Genomic DNA, 21,942 nt, shown 5'->3' on the forward strand with positions numbered 1-21,942 from the left:
TGCGCAGTATGTTTATGAAATTATTATATTCTTTAACGCAATTTTTTTGACATTTTTAATAAATAGAAGGTAGTGCACACTATTCTAAATATAGATTAAGGATGTCTGACGATGCACTACCCCGTTGTTTTCCCTGCTGCTGATAGTGTCACTTCCCTTTCATTTTTCCCCTTTCCTTGGAAGTGGGCATCCCTTCTATCCATTGCTGTCTTTGTTTTTTTCGTTGCTGCTCCGACTGCAGCGTGGTCGGCCAATATCGCGGTTACCAATTTGGATGACACTGGTGCCGGTTCCTTGCGAGAGGCGTTGGGTGCTGCCGTTGACGGCGATACCATCACTTTCAAAACAGGGCTATCGGGTACTCTCCTTTTCGATTCCACCATGTCGGTGGATAAATCCGTAACATTTGTGAATAGAGAAAATATCACATTTAACCAGACCTCTGCTGCTGACGCCGTAGGGTTTCGAAATGTAGCCGCCGTTACGTTGACTGATTTTTTGTCAGGAACGATTTGGGTTGATTCCACGGCAAAAGCCTATGCGATGAGAGCCGCTGGTGCTCTCACTATTGAAGGTGGTATTACAGGGGATATTTATTCAACAGGAAGCATCGCTAACGGTTTAGTCTTGAGAGATACAACAATCAATGGAGATGTTTCTGGTTCGATTACCGCCAAGGGGATGTTCGTTGCATCCGCTTTGAGAGCCAACAACTTGGTGCTTAACAATGCTTTTTCCGGCTCTCTTTTAGCCTTAAGTGGCGGAGTTAATGCTGAAGTCCTGTATGCAAATGCATTGGATGTTTTCGGGGAATTCTCAGGCTCCATCATTGGTGGAAGTCAATCAGGGGATGTTTATGGACTTATGGTGGAGAACGGCCTCGTTCTGCACGATGATTTTTCCGGTTCAGTTTATGTGTCAGGGGGAAATAGCGCAGTGGCGGCGGTGGGACGTCATGTTGCGATTCACGGTGAGATGTCGGGGTCAATAGTGGCACTGAGTGACTCTATGGATGCTATTGGTGTATATTCAGCAAGTGATATAGTTTTGAATGGAGGCCTTTCCGGTTTGGTGACTGCTGAGGGAAAGTGTAATGTTTTTGGCTTCAAGTCGCGAAATTCCACGACAATTAATGGCGGTCTTTCCGGTGTCATTTCCGCAACGGCCAATAGGTGGCAGGGTGCGAAAGGAATTATGGCTGGGGATTCACTGACTATCAATGGTGGTCTTTCTGGTTCCGTTCTTGCCACGGCAGAAAATGACATGTCAGCGATTGGTCTTTTTGCTGGGGATTCGCTGACTATCAACGGAGGGCTTTCGGGCCTCGTTGGAGCGCGTGCTTCAGGGGACTATGCGACTGCATTATTTGGCGGGAATAACATAGCGATCAATGGCGGCTTGTCTGGAATTGTTTCGGCCGAGGGTGGAGGCAATATTGTTTTAGGGTTGGAGTCAAACGGTAATATTTTTATCTCCGATGGTATTTCTGGTACTGTCTCGGCTGTTTCTTCCGGAGGGGACGAGGCCTATGCCGTAAGAGCTCTTTCGAAAATTGAAGATGGGACTGGCGGAGCCGTGGATATTTCCGGTCAAGTGTTAGCCAGGGCCAAAGGGATCGCTGTTGGTGTTTCTTCCGGTCAGGGGCTTAAACTGAATGTGACAGGTGCAGTGAGTGCCCTTGATACGAGTGGTGCCGGGAAAGCATATGCTATCGCAGACGGTTCACGGGATGGTGCCGGTGGCTGGTCTCTTGGAGCAAGTGATGATGTCGTTACGCTTGGGGACGGCGCAGATATTAACGGCAAAATTGAACTTGCTGGTGGCACCAACATCTTGAATCTGGTTGGTGGCGGTTATCTGAATGGCTCCGTGAATGGTGGCGACACCATGACCAAGTCCGGGAGCGGGACGTGGACAACCGGTGAAATTGCCGCGACAAATCTGGATATTCAGGCGGGCAAACTGCAAGTCCGTGTTGGTCAGACTGCGACCGCGACAGTTGAGACTTCCGCTGCCGTGAACAACGATGCTGAAGTGGAATTTTTGCTCGATACAACGGTGGCCAGTGGAACCATATTTACCGGTTTGACCAGTGGAGGTCTGACGGGAACAGGCGTCTACTCTTCTCCCATGCTGGAAGTCGCTGTCGCTGGTGACGATCTCACCTTGACCAAAAAATCGTATGATAGCGTGGCAACGGGAGCGCATCGGCAGATAGCCGCATCGCTTGACCCACTTGTTACGACGGCGACCGGTGATATGGCAGCAGTTATGGCCGCGCTTGACTGTTCGACTTCTGTGGAAGATTTCAACAGCAATCTTGACCAGTTGACAGGCGTATTCTCAATGGATCTGTCATCTCAGACGTTGGATATGACACGATTTTCTTCTCTGTCCATCCAGTCCCGTATGGCCGATTTGCGTACTCATCAAATTTTGTTAGCACAACAAAGCGAACAGGCTGACGTAGACGATCCTGATTCTTGGCCTATGGTGGCATCTATAGGTGATTTGGCTGGCGTCATGCAGAGGACATCTGACTACTGGAATAATGGTGTCCATATGCGTGCCATCGGGCGCACTGCAAATATGGAGACCCATGGCAACCGTGTCGGGTATGACTATGGCAGCCTGATTTTATCGGGCGGGTATGACAGAGTGTTGAATGACGGGTTCCTCGCCGGTATCAGCGGTGGGTATTCCAAGACCAATGCAGAATATAAAGATGCAGGTGAAAGCGAATCAGAGGCTGACAGTTACACTCTTGGATTTTATTCTTCGTGGTTCGAGGATAATTGGTATGTGGATACGATTGTCTCTGGTTCCTACAACAAGTTCGACATTGAAAGGAAAATTCCTTTCTTGGGTCGTACTGCTGACGCTGATCCTGATGGGTATTCATTCTCGGCCAAGGTCGCAGGTGGTTACAAGTATATGCTGAGCGAGTATGGTCTGACGCCAATAGCTTCATTGGAATACACTCGGTTGCATCAAGGTAAATATACCGAAACAGGTGCAGGAGCTGCCAATCTGACGGTTGAGGACGTTGACAGTAATTTTCTTGAAAGTGGACTTGGTTTTAAAGTTGATCGGGCATGGGTGACTGATTTCGGTCAAATTATCCCCGAATTATCCGCCATGTGGATGCACGAGTGGTTTTCACAGGATGACGACCTGACAGTGTTTACCTCAGGAGCGCCGGATGTTGCCTTGTCTCAGCGAATTTCTTCGGCTGCTGACGATTCTTTGCGTTTTGGTGCAGGAGCCCAATTTATTCACAATGACGGTCTTGCCATGGCCCTGCGGTATCAGGGAGAAGTCGAAGAGTATGCAGAGTCTCACAGCTTCCAAATTGAAGCATTGTACGTCTTTTAAACGCATGACATCCCCGCTTGGGTTTCGGACCGTCTTGTTGTATTGTGTACGGCGATATCAACGAAACTGATCGAGCGGAGTACCGATGGCTGCGAATATACTGGTTCTAGACGACGAAAAAAACTATCTGCTCATCCTTGAGACTATTCTGGAGGACGAAGGGTTCAACGTGACCACTTTGTCAGACCCGGAAATGGGGTTGGCCTACCTTGAAGACTCCGAGGTAGACATTGTCCTGACCGACATGAAAATGCCCGGCCTGACAGGACAGGATGTGCTGGAACATTGTAAAAAGAACTATCCGCATATTCCGGTGCTGATCATGACCGCTTTCGGGTCGATCGAAGCCGCGGTGGAAGCCATGCGAATTGGTGCATTCGATTATATCACCAAACCCTTTGCCAACGAAGAACTGTTGCTTTCCATTTCCAAGGCCGAACAGTTCGCGGCCACACAGCAGGAGAACATTCGGCTGAAACGGGAAATCCGTGACCGCTATTCCAAGGATAACATTATTGCGCGCGGCAAGGGCATGCAGCAGGTTATGGACATGGTCGATCGGGCCGCTCCCTCTAGATCCACGGTGCTTATTCTTGGCGAATCCGGCACGGGTAAGGAACTCATCGCCCGCTCCATTCATACTTCTTCACCGCGTCGGGAAGCTCCGTTTATTACGGTCAATTGCATGGCTCTTAATCCTGGCGTGCTGGAATCCGAACTTTTTGGTCATGAAAAAGGATCCTTCACCGGCGCTACCGCTCTGCGTAAGGGCCGGTTCGAACAAGCCAACAAGGGCACGCTTTTTCTTGATGAAATCGGTGAATTGACACCGGAATTGCAGGTCAAACTGCTTCGAGTGTTGCAGGAACACCAGATTGAGCGCGTGGGTGGTGCCGAGACTTTTGATGTGGATATTCGCATCGTGGCCGCCACCAACAAGAATTTGCAGGAGGCTGTTGCCAAGGGCGAATTCCGTGAGGATCTGTTTTATCGACTCAACGTGGTTTCCGTCTTCATGCCTCCTCTGCGTGAACGACGCGAGGACATCCCTCTGCTGGCTGCTCATTTTCTTGAAAAATATACCAAGGAAAATGAGGTCGAGATCAGTGGCTTTTCTTCCGGTGCCATGGATTATCTGAGTGCTTACGAATGGCCTGGTAACGTCCGTCAGCTTGAAAATGTGGTGGAGCGATGTACAGTCCTGTCTCGTACGGATGTTATTCATGCAGAAGATTTGCCGCCTGAGATCAAGGATGAGGAAGCGCAGTTCAAGTCCGCTGTTGATTTGTTGCCTACCAAGCTGAACTTGGCTGATACCATGGATAAAATCGAAGGTGCGCTCGTGAAGCGTGCTTTGGTCAAAACCGAGTTTGTGCAGGTCAAGGCCGCTGATATGCTCGGTCTGTCCAAGTCTAATCTTCAATATAAACTTAAGAAATACAGCCTGTCCGGCAAAGCAAAATAAATGTTTCTTCTCGACGCTCCCTATGTTTCCGAGTTTCTGAAAAAAACAGTCAGGGAACTCGGCCAGTCGGTCTTGGATACCCCCGAAGCCCGTGCTCTTGCTGGTGACGCGGGGTTTGATTTTATTGATACGGTCGATTTTTCTGCCCGTCTCGGGGCCGGTGAGAAGGTCTTGGCCAACTCGGAAAATGCCCTCGAATACGTCATCCGTTGTGGGTGTCAACCGGATTTGGCGCGGCAGATAGATATTTGTAAGGACAAGGCGCTTTTTCGTGAGACCGTGGCCGACATGCATCCTGACTATCATTTCATGCGTGTGGCATTTGATGATCTTGACGGGTTGGACATTTCGCCCATGTCATGTCCGTTTGTGGTTAAACCTGCGCGTGGATTTTTCAGTCTGGGTGTGCATGTTGTGAATGACCACAACGAATGGGCCGAGGTGGTCGCCGCCATCCACGGTGAACGCGAGATCATGAATGCCGAATACCCGGAGGAAGTGGTCAATTCGGGCGAGTTTATTGTGGAGCAGGGTATTGATGGCGAAGAGTACGCCATTGATGTCTACTATGACGACGATGGCGAGGCTGTGATTACCAACATCATGCATCACCATTTCATTTCCGAGGATGATATTTCTGATCGCCTTTACTACACCTCGACCAACATCATGAAAACGTGGCTGCTGCCATTCTCGGAGTATGTATCTGAGGTCGGAAGAGCCTGTGAATTTAATAAATTCGCTACGCATATCGAAGTGCGTGTGACCACTGACGGTGAAATTGTTCCCATTGAGGCGAATCCGCTTCGATTCGCAGGATGGTGCGTGGCCGATATCACCCATTACGCTTGGGGATTCAATCCGTATGAGTGCTATTTCGAAGGTCTGCGCCCGGACTGGGATGCCATTTTAGAAGGGCAGGAGGATGTGGCAACGGTCATGGTCATCGGTGATTTTGTGCCGGGGACTGATCGAGAAAACGTCAAGTCCATCGACTATGAAGGATTCTGTTCGCTGTTTAGCAAATTGCTGGAATTGCGAAAGATTGATTATTTATCTTACCCTGTGTTCGCTTTTGCATTTGCTCGTACGAATGAGGCGGACCTCAAAGTATTGAAGTCTGCTCTCGCAGTTGATTTCAGTCGGTTTGTCGAAATGGAATAGTGAAGTTTGTCTAGTTGTCCCAATCGCCTGGGGGGCTGATGATTCCATCGGATTGTTCATACCAATCCATAAAGGCGTCGACACATTCTGGGCAAAATTGTTTGTCTCGTCCTTCAAGAATGATGTCTCGAATCTTTTTTTTTGGCATCCCTTTGCGGTAGACGCGATCACTGGTCATGGCGTCGAAAACGTCAGCGACGGCGATGATTCTTCCGAGCAGAGGAATATTTTTTCCCTTGAGACCGTGAGGGTATCCTGTCCCGTCCCATCGTTCATGATGGGATGATGCGGCCACTAGAACATCTTCCATTCCGGGCAGCGGATCAAGAATGTCGACCACCACTGTGGTGTGACTCTTGATGTGTTCGAATTCCTCCGTGGACAGTTTGTCGGGTTTGAGGAGTACGTTGTCCCTGATCCCTATTTTGCCCAAGTCGTGAAGGTTGCCTGCTATGTGGAGCCTTGTCATTTGGTCATCATTGAAATTTAGCCGTTTGGCTATTTGCATGGCAATGTGTGTCACTGATTCTGAATGACCGCTTGTGTAGTGGTCGCGAGCTTCCAGAGCCTTGACCAGGCTGGCTATCGATCCCAAGGTCATCCGCCGTTCAGCTTTTAGTCTGTCCCTTTCCACCAGCATGATACGGAACTGTTCTGAGAGAATCTTTTCAATAATCTGGATGAGATTGTTTATGCCGAATGGTTTCGTAATGTAAGAAGCGGCTCCGTCATGAATCATGCGATGCATAACCGCCTTATCTTGCATGGACGACATAATGACCATCGGGATATCCTTGAGGTTTTCGCGAGTTTTGATCTGTCGGCATAGTTGCCGCCCATCCATGTTTGGCATCATCAGGTCAGACAAAATTAAATCTGGAGAGATTCCGTCGAGTAAAGTCATGGCTTCATTTCCGTCTCGGGCAAGCAGGACCTTAAATCCTGCGATGGAGAGGCCGTTATGAAGAAATGTTCGTATAGCCTCTGAATCGTCAACGACGAGCAGAACCCTGTCTTGAGTCATGGCCGTTCTATCCAGAATTTGTTCTATGCGTGGGATAAGTTCTTTTGCAGCGGAGCTTTTGGGGACGTAGCCGTCGGCACCGACCCTGAATCCGTTGTCAATGTCTTGATCTGACTCTCGGGAACTGAGGATGATGACCGGGGTGGTATTTGTTTTTGGATTTTCTTTGATCCATTTGCAGAATTCCAAACCATCGAGTCTGGGCATATCGACATCGGTTATGACCAAATCAAAAGAATGCTTTTCCATTATTTCCCGAGCTTCAAAGCCATCCATAGCCGTGGTGAGGATGGCATCAGTGGGAGCAAGGTTCTTTTTCAGCGCGTAAAGCGCGGATGTGGAGTCATCGGCAATAAGAATCTTGAGGGATTCAGTCATAGCCACCTTTCCGGTTCAGAGTGGAAAATAGAGCTGCCGTTCATTGTATACCTACGCCTTGTGGGCGTATTCAATTATAAACGTGGCAGCATTTATTCTCTCTTATTCATCTTTGATTTCTATCCGGCTCCCGGTCTTATCAAACCATTTTTGGAATGCATCCACACAGAGAGGGCACAGCAATGTGCCTTTTTCTTCGTTGAGGATATCTGCTGCTACAGGTTCAGGCATGGAATCACGGTGGGGTCGCTCGGAAATGATGGCGACATAGACGTCAGCCGTGCTGATGAGTCGGGCGGCAAATGGGATTTCTTCACCTCGCAGGCCGTGAGGATAGCCGGAACCATTCCATCGTTCATGGTGCGTTAGGCAGACTTCAGCGACATCTTCGAGTTCCTTAATGGGGGCGAGCATCTGTGCTCCCAGAATCGTATGATTTTTGACATGGGCGTATTCCGAGTCAGTGAGTTTATCTGTTTTGAGCAAAACGGTGTCACGGACCCCTGCCGTGCCGATGTTGTGCAGTCTACCCATGAGCAGCAGTCGTTCAAGTTTCTTGGTCGGGAGGTCAAGCTCTAGTCCAATGCCGTGTGCCACCTGCGCCACGCGTTCGGAATGGCCCCTGGTCAAGGTGTTTCGGGCTTCAGCGGCCTGAGCCAGACTGATGAGAGTCGTTAGAACATCGTTTTTTTCAAGCTGTTGGGTCATGGGCTGCTCCATATGTAAAACTCTACTTCTTTCATACAATATGCGTCCGTAATACGTCCATGGCAAGTATATTTCACGGCTTGCTTCGGGATGCCGCACGTACTACCATCCGACCTGTGGAAACTCCTGTCGCAGAATATGTCGCGGCCATGCTCAACTCCGAGCGCATGGCCCATCAGATAGCTCATCATCGAATGGTGGGCGGCGTTGAAGCCCGTTTGGGCGAACCGCGCCGTCCGTGGCCTGCGGCCCTGCAAAATGCTCTTTCTTTGCTTGGTGTGGACCATCTGTACGCGCATCAGGCCGAGGCCGTGGACTATGTCCGGGCCGGTCGTCACATTGTGGTCGCCACCCCTACGGCCAGCGGCAAGACGTTGACCTATAATCTTCCGGTCATGGAACGGTGCATGGCTGACCCCGAAGCCAAGGCCTTGTATCTTTTCCCGCTCAAGGCGTTGGCGCAGGACCAGCTCAAGGGATTCAACGAACTGGCTGCTTTGTTGCCCGAGGATAATCGGCCTACGGCCGCCATTTATGACGGCGACACCACGCCTCATTTTCGTAAGAAGATCCGTAATTCACCGCCCAATGTCATTATGTCCAACCCGGAAATGGTCCATTTGTCCATGTTGCCGTATCACGCGAGTTGGGCCGAATTCTTGTCAGGTTTGACGCATATAGTTGTGGATGAGGTTCACACTTATCGAGGTGTCATGGGCGGGCATATGGCTATGGTTTTCCGGCGACTGCTTCGGCTTTGCCGGTATTATGGTGCCACCCCGACTTTCGTGTTTTGTTCGGCCACAATCGGCAATCCGGCTGAACTTTGTCATATGCTCACTGATCTTGAAGTGCATCCCATCCTTGAGTCCGGAGCTGCGCGTGGCGGGCGGCATATGGTATTTCTTAATCCTGACGGCAGCCCGTCACAGGCCGCCATTCAGTTGTTGCAGGCCGCATTGGCTCGTGATTTGCGGACCATTGTCTATTGCCAGTCGCGTAAGATGACCGAGTTGATTTCCATGTGGGCGACAGAACGTAGCGGGCAGTTTAAAGAGAAAATTTCTGCATACCGGGCCGGTTTTTTACCTGAAGAGCGGCGCGAAATCGAAACGAAAATGGCAGATGGCGACTTGCTGGCTGTCATTTCCACCTCGGCCCTTGAGCTTGGTATTGATATCGGTGGACTAGATGTTTGTATTATGGTCGGCTACCCCGGCTCTATCATGGCGACGTTGCAGCGCGGTGGACGCGTGGGCCGGAGTCAGCAGGATTCCGTGGTGGCGCTTATCGCGCAGGAAGACGCCCTCGATCAATACTTCATGCGCAACCCGGATGATTTTTTTAGCCGACCTCCAGAGTCAGCCATGCTCAATCCGCACAATCCGGTGATCATGGATCGGCATCTTATCTGCGCTGCAGCCGAGTTGACCTTGCGGAGAGGGGAGGTTTTTCTCCGTGAGGAGCCTGTCAGCAAGCGCGTGGAAGAGTTGATCAGTTTTGGTCAATTGTACGAGGTGCAGCCTGATACGTCAGGTCATCCGGCAGAAGTTGTTTCCAGCCGCAAGCGGCCACATCGAGACGTTGATTTGCGTGGAGCAGGTCAACAACTTCATATTGAGGACAATTCGTCGGTTCGGGAAAAAGCGCCTGTTATCGGAACCATTGACGCACATCGGGCTTTTCGGGAAACACATCCCGGTGCCGTTTATCTGCATCGCGGCCAGACCTATGTCATTTCTGATCTCAATGTGGGGGCGGGTGCTGTCCATGCTCGCAAGGAGCGCGTGGGCTACTACACCAAGCCACGCGGGAGCAAGGATACCGAAATTTTGGAAGTCCTTGGCCAGAAAGCAAGTTTTGGAACTCGTGTCTACTTCGGGCGGGTCAAGGTTACGGAGCAGATCACCGGCTATGAAAAGCGTTCCGTACGTGGTGGCAAGTTGCTCGGTATCATGCCGCTTGATTTACCCCCGTTAGTGTTCGAGACCGAGGCCATTTGGTTTGAGGTGGGCCATGACATCCGTCGTCGGTGCGAGGAGGAGTTCCTGCATTTCATGGGGGGTATTCATGCCTTTGAACATGCGGCTATCGGTATGTTACCGTTGTTGGTTATGACCGATCGCAATGATCTTGGTGGTATCTCCACGCCCATGCATCCGCAGGTGGAAGGTCCGGCGGTTTTTATTTATGATGGTATGCCCGGTGGGGCAGGGTTGACCCGACAGGCTTTCGAGCGTGCCGATGAGTTGATCGAGACAACGCTCAAGACCATTGTTGACTGTCCGTGCGACCTGGGGTGTCCGTCTTGTGTGCATTCGCCCAAGTGTGGATCAGGCAACCGGCCCATTGATAAACGGGCCGCACAGTTTGTGCTGGAAGCAATTCGCTCCGGCGATCCGAAATCAATCGAACCAAAGGAGATAGACGTGAATCTTCTGCCAGGAATCGACATGAAGAAGCCCGCGCCCAAGCGGTATGGTGTGATTGACATTGAAACCCGCTATTCCGCCGACGAAGTGGGTGGGTGGGGACGTGCCGACCGTATGGGCGTGTCCATTGCTTGCGTGTATGATTCGGATGATGATGCCATGCATGATTATGAGCAGGATGAGATGCCCGAGTTGGTCGAACATCTGCAACAATTTGATCTTGTTATCGGTTTTAACCATGTGAAGTTTGATTATGCCGTGCTTGGCGGGTTGAATCCGTTTCATTTCAGAGGATTGCCCAATCTTGATTTGCTCATGGAAGTGCATAACCGGCTTGGGTATCGCCTCAAGCTTGATAATATTGCATCGGCCACCTTGGATGTTGGCAAGTCTGCCGATGGGTTGCAGGCGCTTAAGTGGTGGCAGGAAGGGCGGCTTGATCTTATTACTGAATATTGCCAGCAGGATGTGGCGGTGACACGTGATGTCTATTTGTTTGGGCGAGAGCATGGGCATGTGTTTTTTACGAATAAGGCGGGGCAGAAAGTAAAATTGCCAATTGATTGGTAAGTTTGTTTGAAGCACCGGGGTTGAAATTCCGTTGAAGATGAAGAAATAAAGATGGCCGTTTTTATGCGGCCTTTTTTTTTGAAGATGCGCCTTTGGCGAGAGTTATTGTTGGGTGCTGAAGCACCCAAGGCTTTCCATGCCCTGCGTGGGCGGCGGATCTTTTTGGCTGAGCCGCCCCAAAAAGAGCCCAAAAAACTCGGCTCACGAGTTTGGCCGCCCAATGATCAGCAGCAAGAATCTGATCCAATCGAGTCGGCTCCACTCGATTAAAAGTATAAGCGCTTTCTCCTTCGATTGGTTAGCTTCTATGCCGCAGATCAAGGGCCGGGTCCGGTCTTCGTCTGATAGGAAGGAAGAAACCTTCTTCGAAGGGAGAGCGGTGTTGGGGTGTTGAACACCTCAAGGCCCTTTATGGTTGTCGAAGAGCCTTAATCATAAGTGGGTATCTGCACCGATAACAAATTTACAACGACGAAAGCTTTACAATAATAACGTTTGCATTTTCACTGCGGATGCATACACACCTTCCCAAATTCTCCCTCAAAAAAGATCGTGCATAAGCATAAAAAAGGCCCCGCACACCGTGCAGGGCCTTTTCATTCTGTTTGTTTTAATACTATCCGACGAGGTCTTTGTTTCCTTCGACCAAATCAGTAACAACACCCGGATCGGCGAGTGTGGAAGTGTCGCCAAATTCATTCGATCCTTCGACGATTTTGCGCAAAACACGGCGCATGATTTTACCGGAACGAGTCTTGGGCAGGCCATCCGCAAATTGAATGAATTCAGGGGTGGCGATGGGGCCAATTTCTTTGCGCACCCAAATCTTTAATTCTTTGACCATGTCGTCGTCAGGCTCCAGGCCGGATCGGAGAGTTACATAGGCGTAAATGGTTTCGCCTTTGATGTCGTGGGGCATACCGACGACTGCGGCTTCTGTTACATCCTTGTGTGCGACCAGCGCGGACTCGATTTCTGCGGTACCCATACGGTGACCGGATACATTGATAACGTCATCCAGACGGCCCATGATCCAGAAATATCCATCATTGTCAACACGAGCACCATCACCGGCTTCATATGCCCCGGGGAACCCGGCAAAGTAGGTGGACTTGTATCGTTCCGAGTCGCCCCAAACACTTCGAAGCATACCGGGCCACGGCTTATCGATGATAAGATGACCGCCCTCATTGGGGCCGGCGGGAGAGCCATCACGGCGTACAATTTTGGCAGAAATACCAGGCAGTGCCTTGGTGGCGGAACCGGGTTTGAGCGGGGTGGCATACGGCATGGCGGAAATCATAACACCACCGGTTTCTGTCTGCCACCATGTATCCACGATGGGCAGCTTACCTCCACCTATATTGTTGTGATACCAGAGCCATGCTTCCGGGTTGATGGGTTCACCAACAGACCCGAGCAAACGGAGGGAAGAAAGATCGTACTTCTTGGTCCACTCCTCTCCTTCACGCATGAGCGCACGAATCACTGTGGGAGCGGTGTAGAAAATATTGACCTTGAATTTGTCGACGATCTGCCAGAAACGGTCCGGCTTGGGATAACTCGGCACACCTTCGAACATGACGGATGTGGCACCCAGGGCCAGCGGACCGTACACGATGTATGAATGGCCGGTAATCCAGCCGATATCAGCCGTACACCAGTATACATCATCGTCTTTCACATCGAACACATATTGTGTGGTGTGGGCCGCATAGGTCAGGTACCCACCGGTGGTGTGCAGCACGCCCTTGGGTTTGCCGGTGGAGCCGGAGGTATACAGAATAAAAAGTGGATCTTCGGATTCCATTTTCTCGAAATCGCACTCGGAAGTAATGTCGTCGGCATTGATTTCTTCGTGCCACCAGGAATCACGGCCTTCGACCATGCTGACTTCGTTGCCGCCACGCTGAACCACGATGCATTGTTCAATCGTAGGGCAGTCCTTGAGCGCTTCGTCTGCGTTGGGCTTGAGCGGGATGGTCTTGCCTGCGCGCAAAACAGCGTCGGAAGTAATCAGAACCTTGGCCTGACAGTCATCAATACGGGATTGCAGCGCGATAGAAGAGAATCCTGCAAAAACAATGGAATGCAATGCGCCAAGACGGGTGCAAGCGAGCATGGCAATAGCCAACTCGGGAATCATGGGCATGTAAAGTGCAACACGATCGCCGCGTTTGACACCTTTCTTTTTCAGGACATTGGCGAAACGGCAGACCTCGGTGTGCAACATTTGATAGGTGTAAACCCGAGTGTCTTCTTCCGGTTCACCCTGCCAGATAAGTGCGGCCTTGTTCCGGCGACCATTGGTCAAATGCCGATCCAGACAGTTGTAGGAAACGTTGGTCGTACCGCCAGCGAACCATTTGAACTCGGGCTTGTCATAGTCCGCTTCCAATACGGAATCAAAATCGGAAAACCAGGTCAGAAGATCCTTGGCCCTGTCGCCCCAGTATCCTTCGGGATCGTTGAGCGCCTTTTCATTGGCCGCGTCATAGGCCTCCATATTTTGAATCCACGCCTGGGCCTGCATTGAGGTGTCAGGTTCGAATATCTGCCCGTCTTTTTGCAGACTCTCGATTTTCTTCTCTTCGCTCATTCTGGTATTCTCCTGATCTATGGTTGTGTCTTCAAGGTCTCCGTCAAAATGGACCGCAACCTTCTGAAATGTCGTTTCCATTGTGGGGGTGAGTCACGCTGGACACGTTATCATTTATTCAAAGAAGCGCGCAACCGCGTTCTTTTTTAGGTGAACGGTTCAAATACGCCCGGTGAACGGTGAATCAATCAAAAGACAGGATTGAATCCTCGGTAAACGGTGAATATTCATCCTCCGACGGCATCAGGTCATTGCCCTCTGTCTCGGCCATATAATCTGGGATTATCGTCCACTCACGGCTCGGACGAAGAAACGACAGGTTCGGTCCTGCCACCAGACAAAACCCAATTCGGCGTCCGCATACCATGCTGCGGTAAATGCTTTGGTGTCAGAAGACCAAAGCCGTGCCTTGCGTGGATCAAACACGGATTCCAGACAGAATTCCCCTGGTTCGGTGCGGCCTGTAAATAATGTGGTCAATTCATCCACTGTGGGCAGTCGCCAATCGGTGCGTCCAGCGAAACCATTGCGATTCAGCCGCTCCACGTGGGTATGGGCGCGTTCCCATGTCAAAGGATACCGTGATCCGATTTTTTCCCAGACCCGACCGGATACGCGATCCAGCACCGTTTCATCATCGGTATTCTTAAATGCGCTGGGGCCGTATTCATTGGGTCGCCACAGTTTATCGAGATCGAAAAAGGCACGGGCGCCCTTGATTCCCACCTTTACGGATTCATGGCGTGGCAACCATTCAGGATCATGGCGTTCAGGTTCGAACAATAAATTCGGAGCTACACAGGTGGCGTCTTTTTGGGACAGCCATGCTGTTTCCAGATTGTTTAAGGCGTCAATCATGGCCATGGCATCCTGAAATCTTTTTTCTGGATCAACGGCCAACGCCTGATCGAAAAAATTATCCCAGGCGCAATCAAGATCAGCGTGGATGTCGCATAGCCGTTTGGTACTGCCACTCTCTTCGGGCAAAGTCCCAGTGAGCATGCGATAGAGGGTCATACCCACGGAATATACATCGGAACGGGCGTCTGCGTTTTCGGGATCAGCTTCCTGTTCGGGAGCGGTATAATATGGGGAACCGACAACCATGCCCTTGTGTCCGGCGGTTTTTTCACCGCGTAATTTGCTCAGGCCGAAATCAATAAGTTTGACCTGCCCCGGCCCGCCTTGATCCTCGGCCAGCATGACATTGAAGGGTTTGACGTCTCGATGGATAATGCCCTCAAAATGCAACCTGTCCAGACCATGCAGCATACCACGAGCAATGTGCAAAGAAGCCTCAACTCCAAGGCGGCGAGATTCACGTTCGACCTCGTATGTTTCTCCCATGAGCACACCGAGGTTGCCGCAAAAATATTCCATGGTGAAATGAGGTGGTGTCACGGAGTCTCCCGTGCCCACATCCAAAATTGAGGCCACATTGCCATGGCTGATGCTCGCCATGGTGGCTGCTTCTTTGAAAAACATCTCCCTGAGCGCATCCTCGCCCACAATGTCCTCAAGTATTTCGGCAGGTTTTAACACCTTCAGCGCGACAATTCGTCCGGTCATCGGCATCGCCGCTTTATACACTGCACCCATGCCGCCTCGGCCTAAAAGGCCCCGTATTTCATATCGTCCGATTTGCATTAAGAAATACTATCTTAACCAGCACTGGTCCGTCCACACTCTGTCCAGTCCGGTGCGGTTCTCCATTCACTCTTGCGCTTGGATATCGTTTAGATTATCTCTAGACTTGATTTACTATCCATAAGATTGAAGGAAAGGGGGAGTTATCCCATGAAGAAAAGCATATTGCTTCTGACTTTTTTGGCAACGTCTGTTCTGATGTTCAGCGGGTGTTTTCGCAAACACATTGAATCGGCGCCTCCGGTAAAACAACCGGCGCGACAGGTTGAGGTGACACCTGCTCCTGCTCCGCAAAAGGTAGAGGGACAGTCCGAAATCATTGAAGAGACATACGTCGTCGACGCTCCGGCAGAAGCGGCAGCTCAACCCGTAGATGTGGGTGAAAATGATTTGGCCGAAGAGTCGTTGCCCCAAGCCAAGGCCGCCGAAATCCCGGCAGCTAAAAAAACAGAAGCAGTGGTAACCGAAGAAGTGACCATTACTGAAAAGGTGGTTGTCACGGAGGAGGTTGTTTCTTCGGCCTCAACTGAACCCGGTATGTACTATGTACAGATTGGCGCATTTTCCGACCTTGAAAACGCAAACAAAGTCCTCGCACGTCTCCTTTCGGATGGGTACAAGGACTCTGTATTGTCCAAAACGGATACGGGATTGTTCCGCGTGCAGGCAGGTTCATTCCCGGACGAAATCTCGGCCGAAAATGCGCTCACCACACTCAAGACGGACTACCCCGAAGGGTTCGTATTCAAGAAGTCAGCCGACGAGTAATATCGGTAGGTGGTTCAGAGGCTCGAAACGAATCGGGCCTCGTGAACAATCCTAGCGATTCAGTTCGGCGCGGAACTTACGGGACAACCTGAATACAACCACTTTGCGCGGTGGCAGAGTAATCGTCTGGGTGGTCTGGGGATTGCGCCCCTTGCGTGCCCGCTTGTCGTACGCTTCAAACTTGCCGAAACCGCTGATCAGAAGGGCGTGGTCCTTCTTGACGGCAGTCTTCATGATCTCAAGGATGGATTCAACCAAGTCCTTGATTTCGGCGCGATTCTTGTCAGTGCGCTCGTAGATGTAGTCTACGATGCCAGCTTTGGTGAGGGTGCCCATTGATCGCCTCCAGAAAAGGTTTTCAGAAATTACTTCACGAGTTTTACAATTTTAGCCGCAAGCCGATTCATCTCGTCAGGATCTTTATACGGAGTCTGCTCCCACAGGCGCAGTCCGTCGTCCGAGAATCTCGGAATGAGATGATAGTGTGCATGATGCACCAATTGTCCGGCAGCCTCGTAATTGTTCTGCATAAGGTTCAGGCCGTCGGCTCCGGTAGCCTCCATGACCGCCTTGCCCACTACGGACAAAGCCTGAAGTAAATCGCTTCCCATTTCTACGGGAATGTCCATGAGTGTGGGATAATGCCCTTTGGGTAGCACCAGAGCATGCCCCTCGTTCACAGGTGCGATGTCTAGAAAAGCCATGCAGGTTTCCGACTCAAATACCTTGGCACAGGGAATTTCCCCTGCCACAATCTTACAAAAAATACAGTCAGAATCCACGTGAGCCATTCCTTCTCTCCACTCCGTTCGGTCTGAAATCCAAGCCTTTCAGTGGCATGGAAACGTTCCATGCGAACGAAGAATTTTTGACAGTTACCCGCTTTTATAACCGGGAAATCCAGTTAAATCAAGTCAGTTGGCGTTTTTTGTAGAAAGCCTTGCACAGCAAGGGCTAGCGGCTAGTCTAGAAATGTTCTGGAAAAATAACACGTTGTTTTGCTTAACCTGTTGAAATACCTGTTTGAATTCTAAACACATGCAATTCCAGCGAGTTATAATGCATTGTGACATTTTATCCAACCATTGCGGATAAATAATGAGAAAAATGATTTTTATACGTCTTTTTTTGTTTTTGCCGGAATTCCTACCACTGTTGAGTTCGAAGCAACGTCATCAATGACAACCGCCCCAGCGCCAACCACACTGTCTGAACCGATCGTAATACCTTGAATAATACAGGCCCCAAGGCCAACGAACGCACCGTTATTTACGGTGACGTTTCCCGCCAACTTTACACCGGGTGCCACATGTATATGCGATCCGATAGAACATTCATGCTCGACCACACAGCCGGTATTGAGAATGACGTTGTGGCCGATAACTGCACCTGTATTCAGGATAACCCCGGGACAAATAACACACCCGGTCCCAAGTTCCACGTCAGGATCCATAATAATACTGGGGTGCACGGCGTTCACCAAAATTTCACCGGACGCTGACAATTGGTCAAAAAGTCGTTGTCGGACATGATTGTCACCCACAGCCACGATCACGCCATCATGATCCACAGTGGATACGCAATCATCTCCACCCAATACGGGTAGGCTCAGAGGACCGAGAACTCCGGCTGTACCGTCTCCAGATACATAGCCCAATGGTTCCATGTTTTCCATGGCTACCAAAATAGACGCTACCATTCGGGCATGGCCACCGTCACCAATGATTAATATCTTCATATCGTTGCTCCACTTATACCCATTGATCTACCTGCTTTGTCTTTTTCCTGTCAACGAACAGACAACGGACTGCTTGACGCATCATTCTCAGACGCGATATCTCCGGTATCACCAAACATGACAAAGCATGAAGGGAACAACCATTCCCCCCATCCATACAAGGAGAATATAATGACCAAGATTGGCGTACTCTTTCCGGGACAGGGTTCTCAGGAAAAAGGCATGGGCCGGGATGTTGCCGAAAGCGACAGCGCGGCTTTGGACCTGTGGAAATTAGCTGAAAATGAATCGGGTCTGCCTCTTCGTGAAATATACTGGGACGGCGAGGCTGCTGACATGGCCGATACACGGGCGTTGCAGCCGGCATTGACCGTGGTCAATCTATCCCTGTGGTTGACGGTGAAGAACAAGATTGCTCCTGCAGCAACGGCAGGACATAGTCTGGGAGAATTCGCATCTCTTGGTGCGGCAGGTATTCTGAGCATGGAAGACTGCATCAAGGCCGTCATTCTGCGTGGTCGGCTCATGGCCGAATCCGGTGGTGCAGGGCACGGCATGGCCGCTGTTGTCAAACTTCAGCAGGACATTGTCGAAGATATCGTTGACAAGGCTGCCAAAAGTACGGGTAAGGAACTGCGCATCGCCAACTACAATACTCCGGCTCAGTTCGTTATCAGCGGTGAGCAAGAAGCACTCGATGCCGCCGATGTTCTCGTCAAGGAAGCCAAGGGCCGCGCTATCCGATTGGCTGTATCCGGCGCATTTCACAGTCCGCTTATTCAGGAAGCTGCCGACGAATTTAGTGCGTTCCTCAAGACACTTACTTGGTATACTCCGGCTTTTCCTTTGCACCATAACGCCACGGCTTTGCCTCAGCCTGACCCTGAGCAGATATTAACTACCATGCAGAATCAGATGACCTCTAGCGTACTGTGGATTCAAACCATGCAGGCCATGTGGGTGACCGGCATTCGAGAATTTGTTGAAGTCGGCCCCAAGGGTGTTCTCTTTAAAATGCTCAAGGCCAACCTTGGATCCATGGAAGAAAAATGGTCAGGCCGGAATATTGGTAATCTTGAACAGGCCGGAGAATTGTAAAGGTCGTCATGTTTAAAAGTTATGGAATTATCGGTTGGCCGCTGGGTCACACCATGAGCCCAGCTCTGCACAACTGGGGATTTGGGGAATTCGACGTGGAAGCCAGCTATGCGGCATGGCCGGTTTCCCCGGACGACCTGTCTTCATTTATGGGGCAGATCCGAACCCGGCCCATTTCTGGTCTCAGCGTGACTATTCCACACAAACAGACGGTTATGGATTATCTGGACGCGATCTCTGACCGAGCTGCGCAGGTCGGCGCGGTCAACACCCTCTATTGGGATAATGACATTTTGTGTGGTGAGAACACTGATGTCGTCGGTTTTATCGCTCCTCTTCGTTCATTGGATCAACTTCCCGACTCGGCCCTTGTATTGGGTGCTGGGGGCGCGGCACGGGCTGTCATTGTCGGCCTCAAGGAATTGGGCGTACAGTATATCAGCGTTGCCAATCGTACACGCAGCAAGGCAAAGGAATTGGCCGAAGAGTTCAAGATAGATTGTATTGATTGGAACGCGCGTATGGACACCCCGTGGGGACTTGTTTGCAACACCACGCCACTGGGCATGTCGGGTGATTTTGAAGGCCTTTCTCCGTGGTCTGCGGATGCCTTTACCCCGGATATGGTGGCTTATGATATCGTTTATAACCCGCTCGAAACCCGTTTTTTGCGGGATGCAAAAACAGCTGGTTGCAAGACTATTTCCGGTTTGGAGATGTTTCTTCACCAAGGACTGGCTCAATTTCGACTCTGGACCGGTTTGGATATGAATGAAACCGGAGCGAGACACCTATTACTCAACGCCTTAAAGGGTTGACCGGTTTCGCGAAACAACATATTTTTTTGATCATTTCAAGCAAAGGTGACACAATGAATATCGCACGAAACATCCTGTTATCAGTGGTTACGTCTTGCATGCTGCTTACGGCGATGGCCTTTTTCCCGTCCAATGCACAAGCCGGACCCAATCCTGTTGTGGTTATGGAAACATCCGCAGGCCGCATCATCGTGATGCTTTACCCCAAAGATGCACCCAAAACCGTTGCTAATTTTCTCAAGTACGTTGATTCAGGATTTTACGAAAAAACAGTTTTTCACCGCGTCATTAGCCAACGCAAACCTCCGGCAGGCGCAGACGATTCCTCCATGAATATCGTCCAGGGCGGCGGATATACCTACCAACTCCAAAAGAAGACCACATTGCCCCCCATCGTCAACGAAGCCGCTACAGGTCTGTTGAACAAAAAGGGGACAATCGCCATGGCTAGATCAGACAAGCCGCTTTCCACGACCTGTGAATTCTTTTTCAATGTGGAAGACAATCCGGTTCTCGACTACAAACAGACCGCCGAACAAATCGGTACAGGCAGTTACTCGGGCAGCACCACCATGGGCTATTGTGCCTTCGGTAAGGTCATCAGGGGTATGGATGTAGTCAACAAGATCCACGAATCACAGACAGCCCGCTCCGGCAGAATGAGTGATGTGCCGGTCAAATTGACTGTCATCAAAAAAATATACCAACCCAAATAAAGCGAAGAGATATCAGATTTAGGAGCGGTCCGGAAACGGGCTGCTCTTTTTTTATGCAAAATAGGAATTAATCAAGGTCGCGGAATATGCCTTTGGAGCGAACAAGAACCCGGCCTGTATCTATGTGAAGAAACATGCTTCGAGGGATGGTTCCTCCAAATTCTTCAGCAGCTAGTTGAGCATTGTTATAAGAGAGCACCCCCCGCAAGGCTTCGGCATTTTCTGCACCAATGGGGATATGGTACTGGCTCCGAATATTGGCTCCGCCTGCTCCTTTAAAGACCAGACGGTTCTGTTTTGCACCGGCTTTAACCAGACGGCGTACCATGACAGGAACGCCAGTAGTAACAAACTTGAAAGGGTTGTCCCGATCCCCTTTTGGGGCTTCACCCGGAGATGGCAATAGACAATGGATCAGGCCACCGATGCGTGCCTTCGGATCATAGGCAGAAATCCCGATACATGATCCTAGGGAATAGGTGACGAGTACGTCTTCAGGGGTAACTGAAAACCGCATGTCCGATATGCCGACAATAATGGTACTCATGATAACATTCTCTTAAATACTTATATAGAGCCTGCCTCTCGTCGAGTAAAGGAAAGCCTCCTTGCAATACGTCTGATTTTATCCAATAGTCATTTAATTATGTATAAAGATTCCATAGCCGTATTGGCTGACATTCATGGCAACAGTCTTGCCCTCGAAGCAGTGCTCACTCATGCCCGGGCACACGGCGTGCATCGATTCTACAATCTCGGGGATACCTTTTATGGTCCATTGGACCCGGAAGGGACATGGGCCATACTTAAAAATGAGGACATGCCCGCCATTCTTGGTAATCAGGACAGAATCCTCATTGAGGGCGGTTTGGACTGGGAAAAGGTGCCGACTTTCCGGCGCACATTGAAAAGTATTGGAAAAGAGGGACTGGAATGGTTGAAAACACTTCCAGCCATAGTGTGTCCTGCACCGGATATTTTGCTCTGCCACGGAACGCCCAAGGACGACATGTCCTACCTGCTGGAAGATGTAACCACAGGCCTGCCTGCCATGCGGGATCACACAGCTCTTCTTGAGCATCTCATGCCTGAAGCGAATGGATGTTCACTGGTTCTGGCTGGACATTCTCATCACGCAGGCCTGATTATGTGCGATGATATTACTATCGTTAATCCCGGCAGCGTGGGGCTGCCTGCTTATGATGACGATACTCCGCCGCATATAATGGCCAGCGGTTCACCCCATGCGAGATATGCGATTCTTACGAGGGAAGGTTCTGGCTGGGAAGTCGAATTCATGAACGTGGAGTACGATTGGGACAGTGCTGCAGCCATGGCAAAAGAGAACGGCAGGGACGATTGGGCCGAGTGGATTACCACCGGAGTTGTCTAATTTTCCCCATTTATCGCATTCTTTTCTGGACTTTTTTTAGATTTTTCTG

Annotated in this window: 17 protein-coding genes; 9 read left to right on the top strand and 8 right to left on the bottom strand. The window is 50.4% G+C overall.

Annotation, left to right across the window (positions count from 1 at the left end; translation table 11 throughout):
* Positions 1-111 precede the first annotated feature (111 nt).
* The 3 genes from SYK_RS13400 (at position 112) to SYK_RS13410 (ending at position 6,004) form a co-directional block, all read left to right on the top strand.
* Complete coding sequence (locus SYK_RS13400) at positions 112-3,375, top strand: autotransporter family protein (RefSeq protein ID WP_281760778.1); 3,264 nt, start codon at positions 112-114, stop codon at positions 3,373-3,375.
* Between the two features lie 85 nt (positions 3,376-3,460).
* Entirely contained in the window at positions 3,461-4,840 is a 1,380-nt protein-coding gene (locus SYK_RS13405; RefSeq protein ID WP_281760779.1) for a sigma-54-dependent transcriptional regulator, read from the top strand.
* Positions 4,841-6,004 carry an ATP-grasp domain-containing protein gene (locus SYK_RS13410; RefSeq protein ID WP_281760780.1) on the top strand — a complete coding sequence of 388 codons (1,164 nt, stop codon included), beginning with the start codon at positions 4,841-4,843 and terminating at the stop codon, positions 6,002-6,004. It abuts the gene before it with no gap.
* 10 nt (positions 6,005-6,014) lie between these two features.
* Here SYK_RS13410 and SYK_RS13415 read toward each other — a convergent pair whose 3' ends face one another.
* The gene (locus SYK_RS13415) at positions 6,015-7,406 is read right to left on the bottom strand and encodes a response regulator (RefSeq protein ID WP_281760781.1); all 1,392 of its coding nucleotides are present in this window, start codon (positions 7,404-7,406) and stop codon (positions 6,015-6,017) included.
* A gap of 102 nt (positions 7,407-7,508) precedes the next feature.
* Positions 7,509-8,114 carry an HD-GYP domain-containing protein gene (locus SYK_RS13420; RefSeq protein WP_281760782.1) on the bottom strand — a complete coding sequence of 202 codons (606 nt, stop codon included), beginning with the start codon at positions 8,112-8,114 and terminating at the stop codon, positions 7,509-7,511.
* Between the two features lie 149 nt (positions 8,115-8,263).
* Here SYK_RS13420 and SYK_RS13425 point away from each other — a divergent pair, with 149 nt between their 5' ends.
* Complete coding sequence (locus SYK_RS13425; protein ID WP_431194135.1) at positions 8,264-11,116, top strand: DEAD/DEAH box helicase; 2,853 nt, start codon at positions 8,264-8,266, stop codon at positions 11,114-11,116.
* Between the two features lie 616 nt (positions 11,117-11,732).
* On the opposite strand, the gene acs is transcribed toward SYK_RS13425, so the two are convergent.
* Positions 11,733-13,715: an acetate--CoA ligase gene (gene acs / locus SYK_RS13430; RefSeq protein ID WP_281760784.1), complete on the bottom strand. Its 1,983-nt coding sequence runs from the start codon at positions 13,713-13,715 to the stop codon at positions 11,733-11,735.
* 282 nt (positions 13,716-13,997) lie between these two features.
* Positions 13,998-15,362: a protein kinase domain-containing protein gene (locus SYK_RS13435; protein WP_281760785.1), complete on the bottom strand. Its 1,365-nt coding sequence runs from the start codon at positions 15,360-15,362 to the stop codon at positions 13,998-14,000.
* 150 nt (positions 15,363-15,512) lie between these two features.
* Here SYK_RS13435 and SYK_RS13440 point away from each other — a divergent pair, with 150 nt between their 5' ends.
* The gene (locus SYK_RS13440) at positions 15,513-16,130 is read left to right on the top strand and encodes an SPOR domain-containing protein (RefSeq protein WP_281760786.1); all 618 of its coding nucleotides are present in this window, start codon (positions 15,513-15,515) and stop codon (positions 16,128-16,130) included.
* 51 nt (positions 16,131-16,181) lie between these two features.
* Here the strand turns inward: SYK_RS13440 and SYK_RS13445 are convergent, their stop codons facing one another.
* The 3 genes from SYK_RS13445 to SYK_RS13455 all read right to left on the bottom strand — a co-directional run bounded on the left by SYK_RS13445 (position 16,182) and on the right by SYK_RS13455 (position 17,868).
* A complete protein-coding gene (locus SYK_RS13445) occupies positions 16,182-16,466 on the bottom strand; it encodes an integration host factor subunit alpha (protein ID WP_281760787.1) in 285 nt (94 codons plus the stop codon).
* A 29-nt stretch (positions 16,467-16,495) separates the two neighbouring features.
* Complete coding sequence (locus tag SYK_RS13450; protein ID WP_281760788.1) at positions 16,496-16,921, bottom strand: HIT family protein; 426 nt, start codon at positions 16,919-16,921, stop codon at positions 16,496-16,498.
* A gap of 323 nt (positions 16,922-17,244) precedes the next feature.
* Positions 17,245-17,868 (bottom strand): acetyltransferase, encoded by a 624-nt coding sequence (locus SYK_RS13455; protein WP_281760789.1) that lies wholly within the window; start codon positions 17,866-17,868, stop codon positions 17,245-17,247.
* A 171-nt stretch (positions 17,869-18,039) separates the two neighbouring features.
* On the opposite strand from SYK_RS13455, the gene SYK_RS13460 reads away from it, so the two are divergent.
* Genes SYK_RS13460 through SYK_RS13470 form a run of 3 tightly spaced genes read left to right on the top strand, consistent with a single transcriptional unit; the run spans position 18,040 to position 20,500 of the window.
* Positions 18,040-18,966 (top strand): ACP S-malonyltransferase, encoded by a 927-nt coding sequence (locus SYK_RS13460; RefSeq protein WP_281760790.1) that lies wholly within the window; start codon positions 18,040-18,042, stop codon positions 18,964-18,966.
* 8 nt (positions 18,967-18,974) lie between these two features.
* On the top strand, positions 18,975-19,784 hold the full coding sequence (aroE, locus tag SYK_RS13465) for a shikimate dehydrogenase (protein ID WP_281760791.1): 810 nt from the start codon (positions 18,975-18,977) through the stop codon (positions 19,782-19,784).
* A gap of 53 nt (positions 19,785-19,837) precedes the next feature.
* Entirely contained in the window at positions 19,838-20,500 is a 663-nt protein-coding gene (locus SYK_RS13470) for a peptidylprolyl isomerase (protein WP_281760792.1), read from the top strand.
* Between the two features lie 67 nt (positions 20,501-20,567).
* Here SYK_RS13470 and SYK_RS13475 read toward each other — a convergent pair whose 3' ends face one another.
* On the bottom strand, positions 20,568-21,047 hold the full coding sequence (locus SYK_RS13475; RefSeq protein WP_281760793.1) for a chemotaxis protein CheD: 480 nt from the start codon (positions 21,045-21,047) through the stop codon (positions 20,568-20,570).
* Between the two features lie 99 nt (positions 21,048-21,146).
* Between SYK_RS13475 and SYK_RS13480 the strand changes: the two genes are divergently transcribed.
* Positions 21,147-21,893 carry a metallophosphoesterase family protein gene (locus SYK_RS13480; RefSeq protein WP_281760794.1) on the top strand — a complete coding sequence of 249 codons (747 nt, stop codon included), beginning with the start codon at positions 21,147-21,149 and terminating at the stop codon, positions 21,891-21,893.
* Positions 21,894-21,942: the final 49 nt, after the last annotated feature.

The sequence above is a fragment of the Pseudodesulfovibrio nedwellii genome (genome assembly GCF_027923765.1).
Classification (GTDB): domain Bacteria; phylum Desulfobacterota; class Desulfovibrionia; order Desulfovibrionales; family Desulfovibrionaceae; genus Pseudodesulfovibrio; species Pseudodesulfovibrio nedwellii.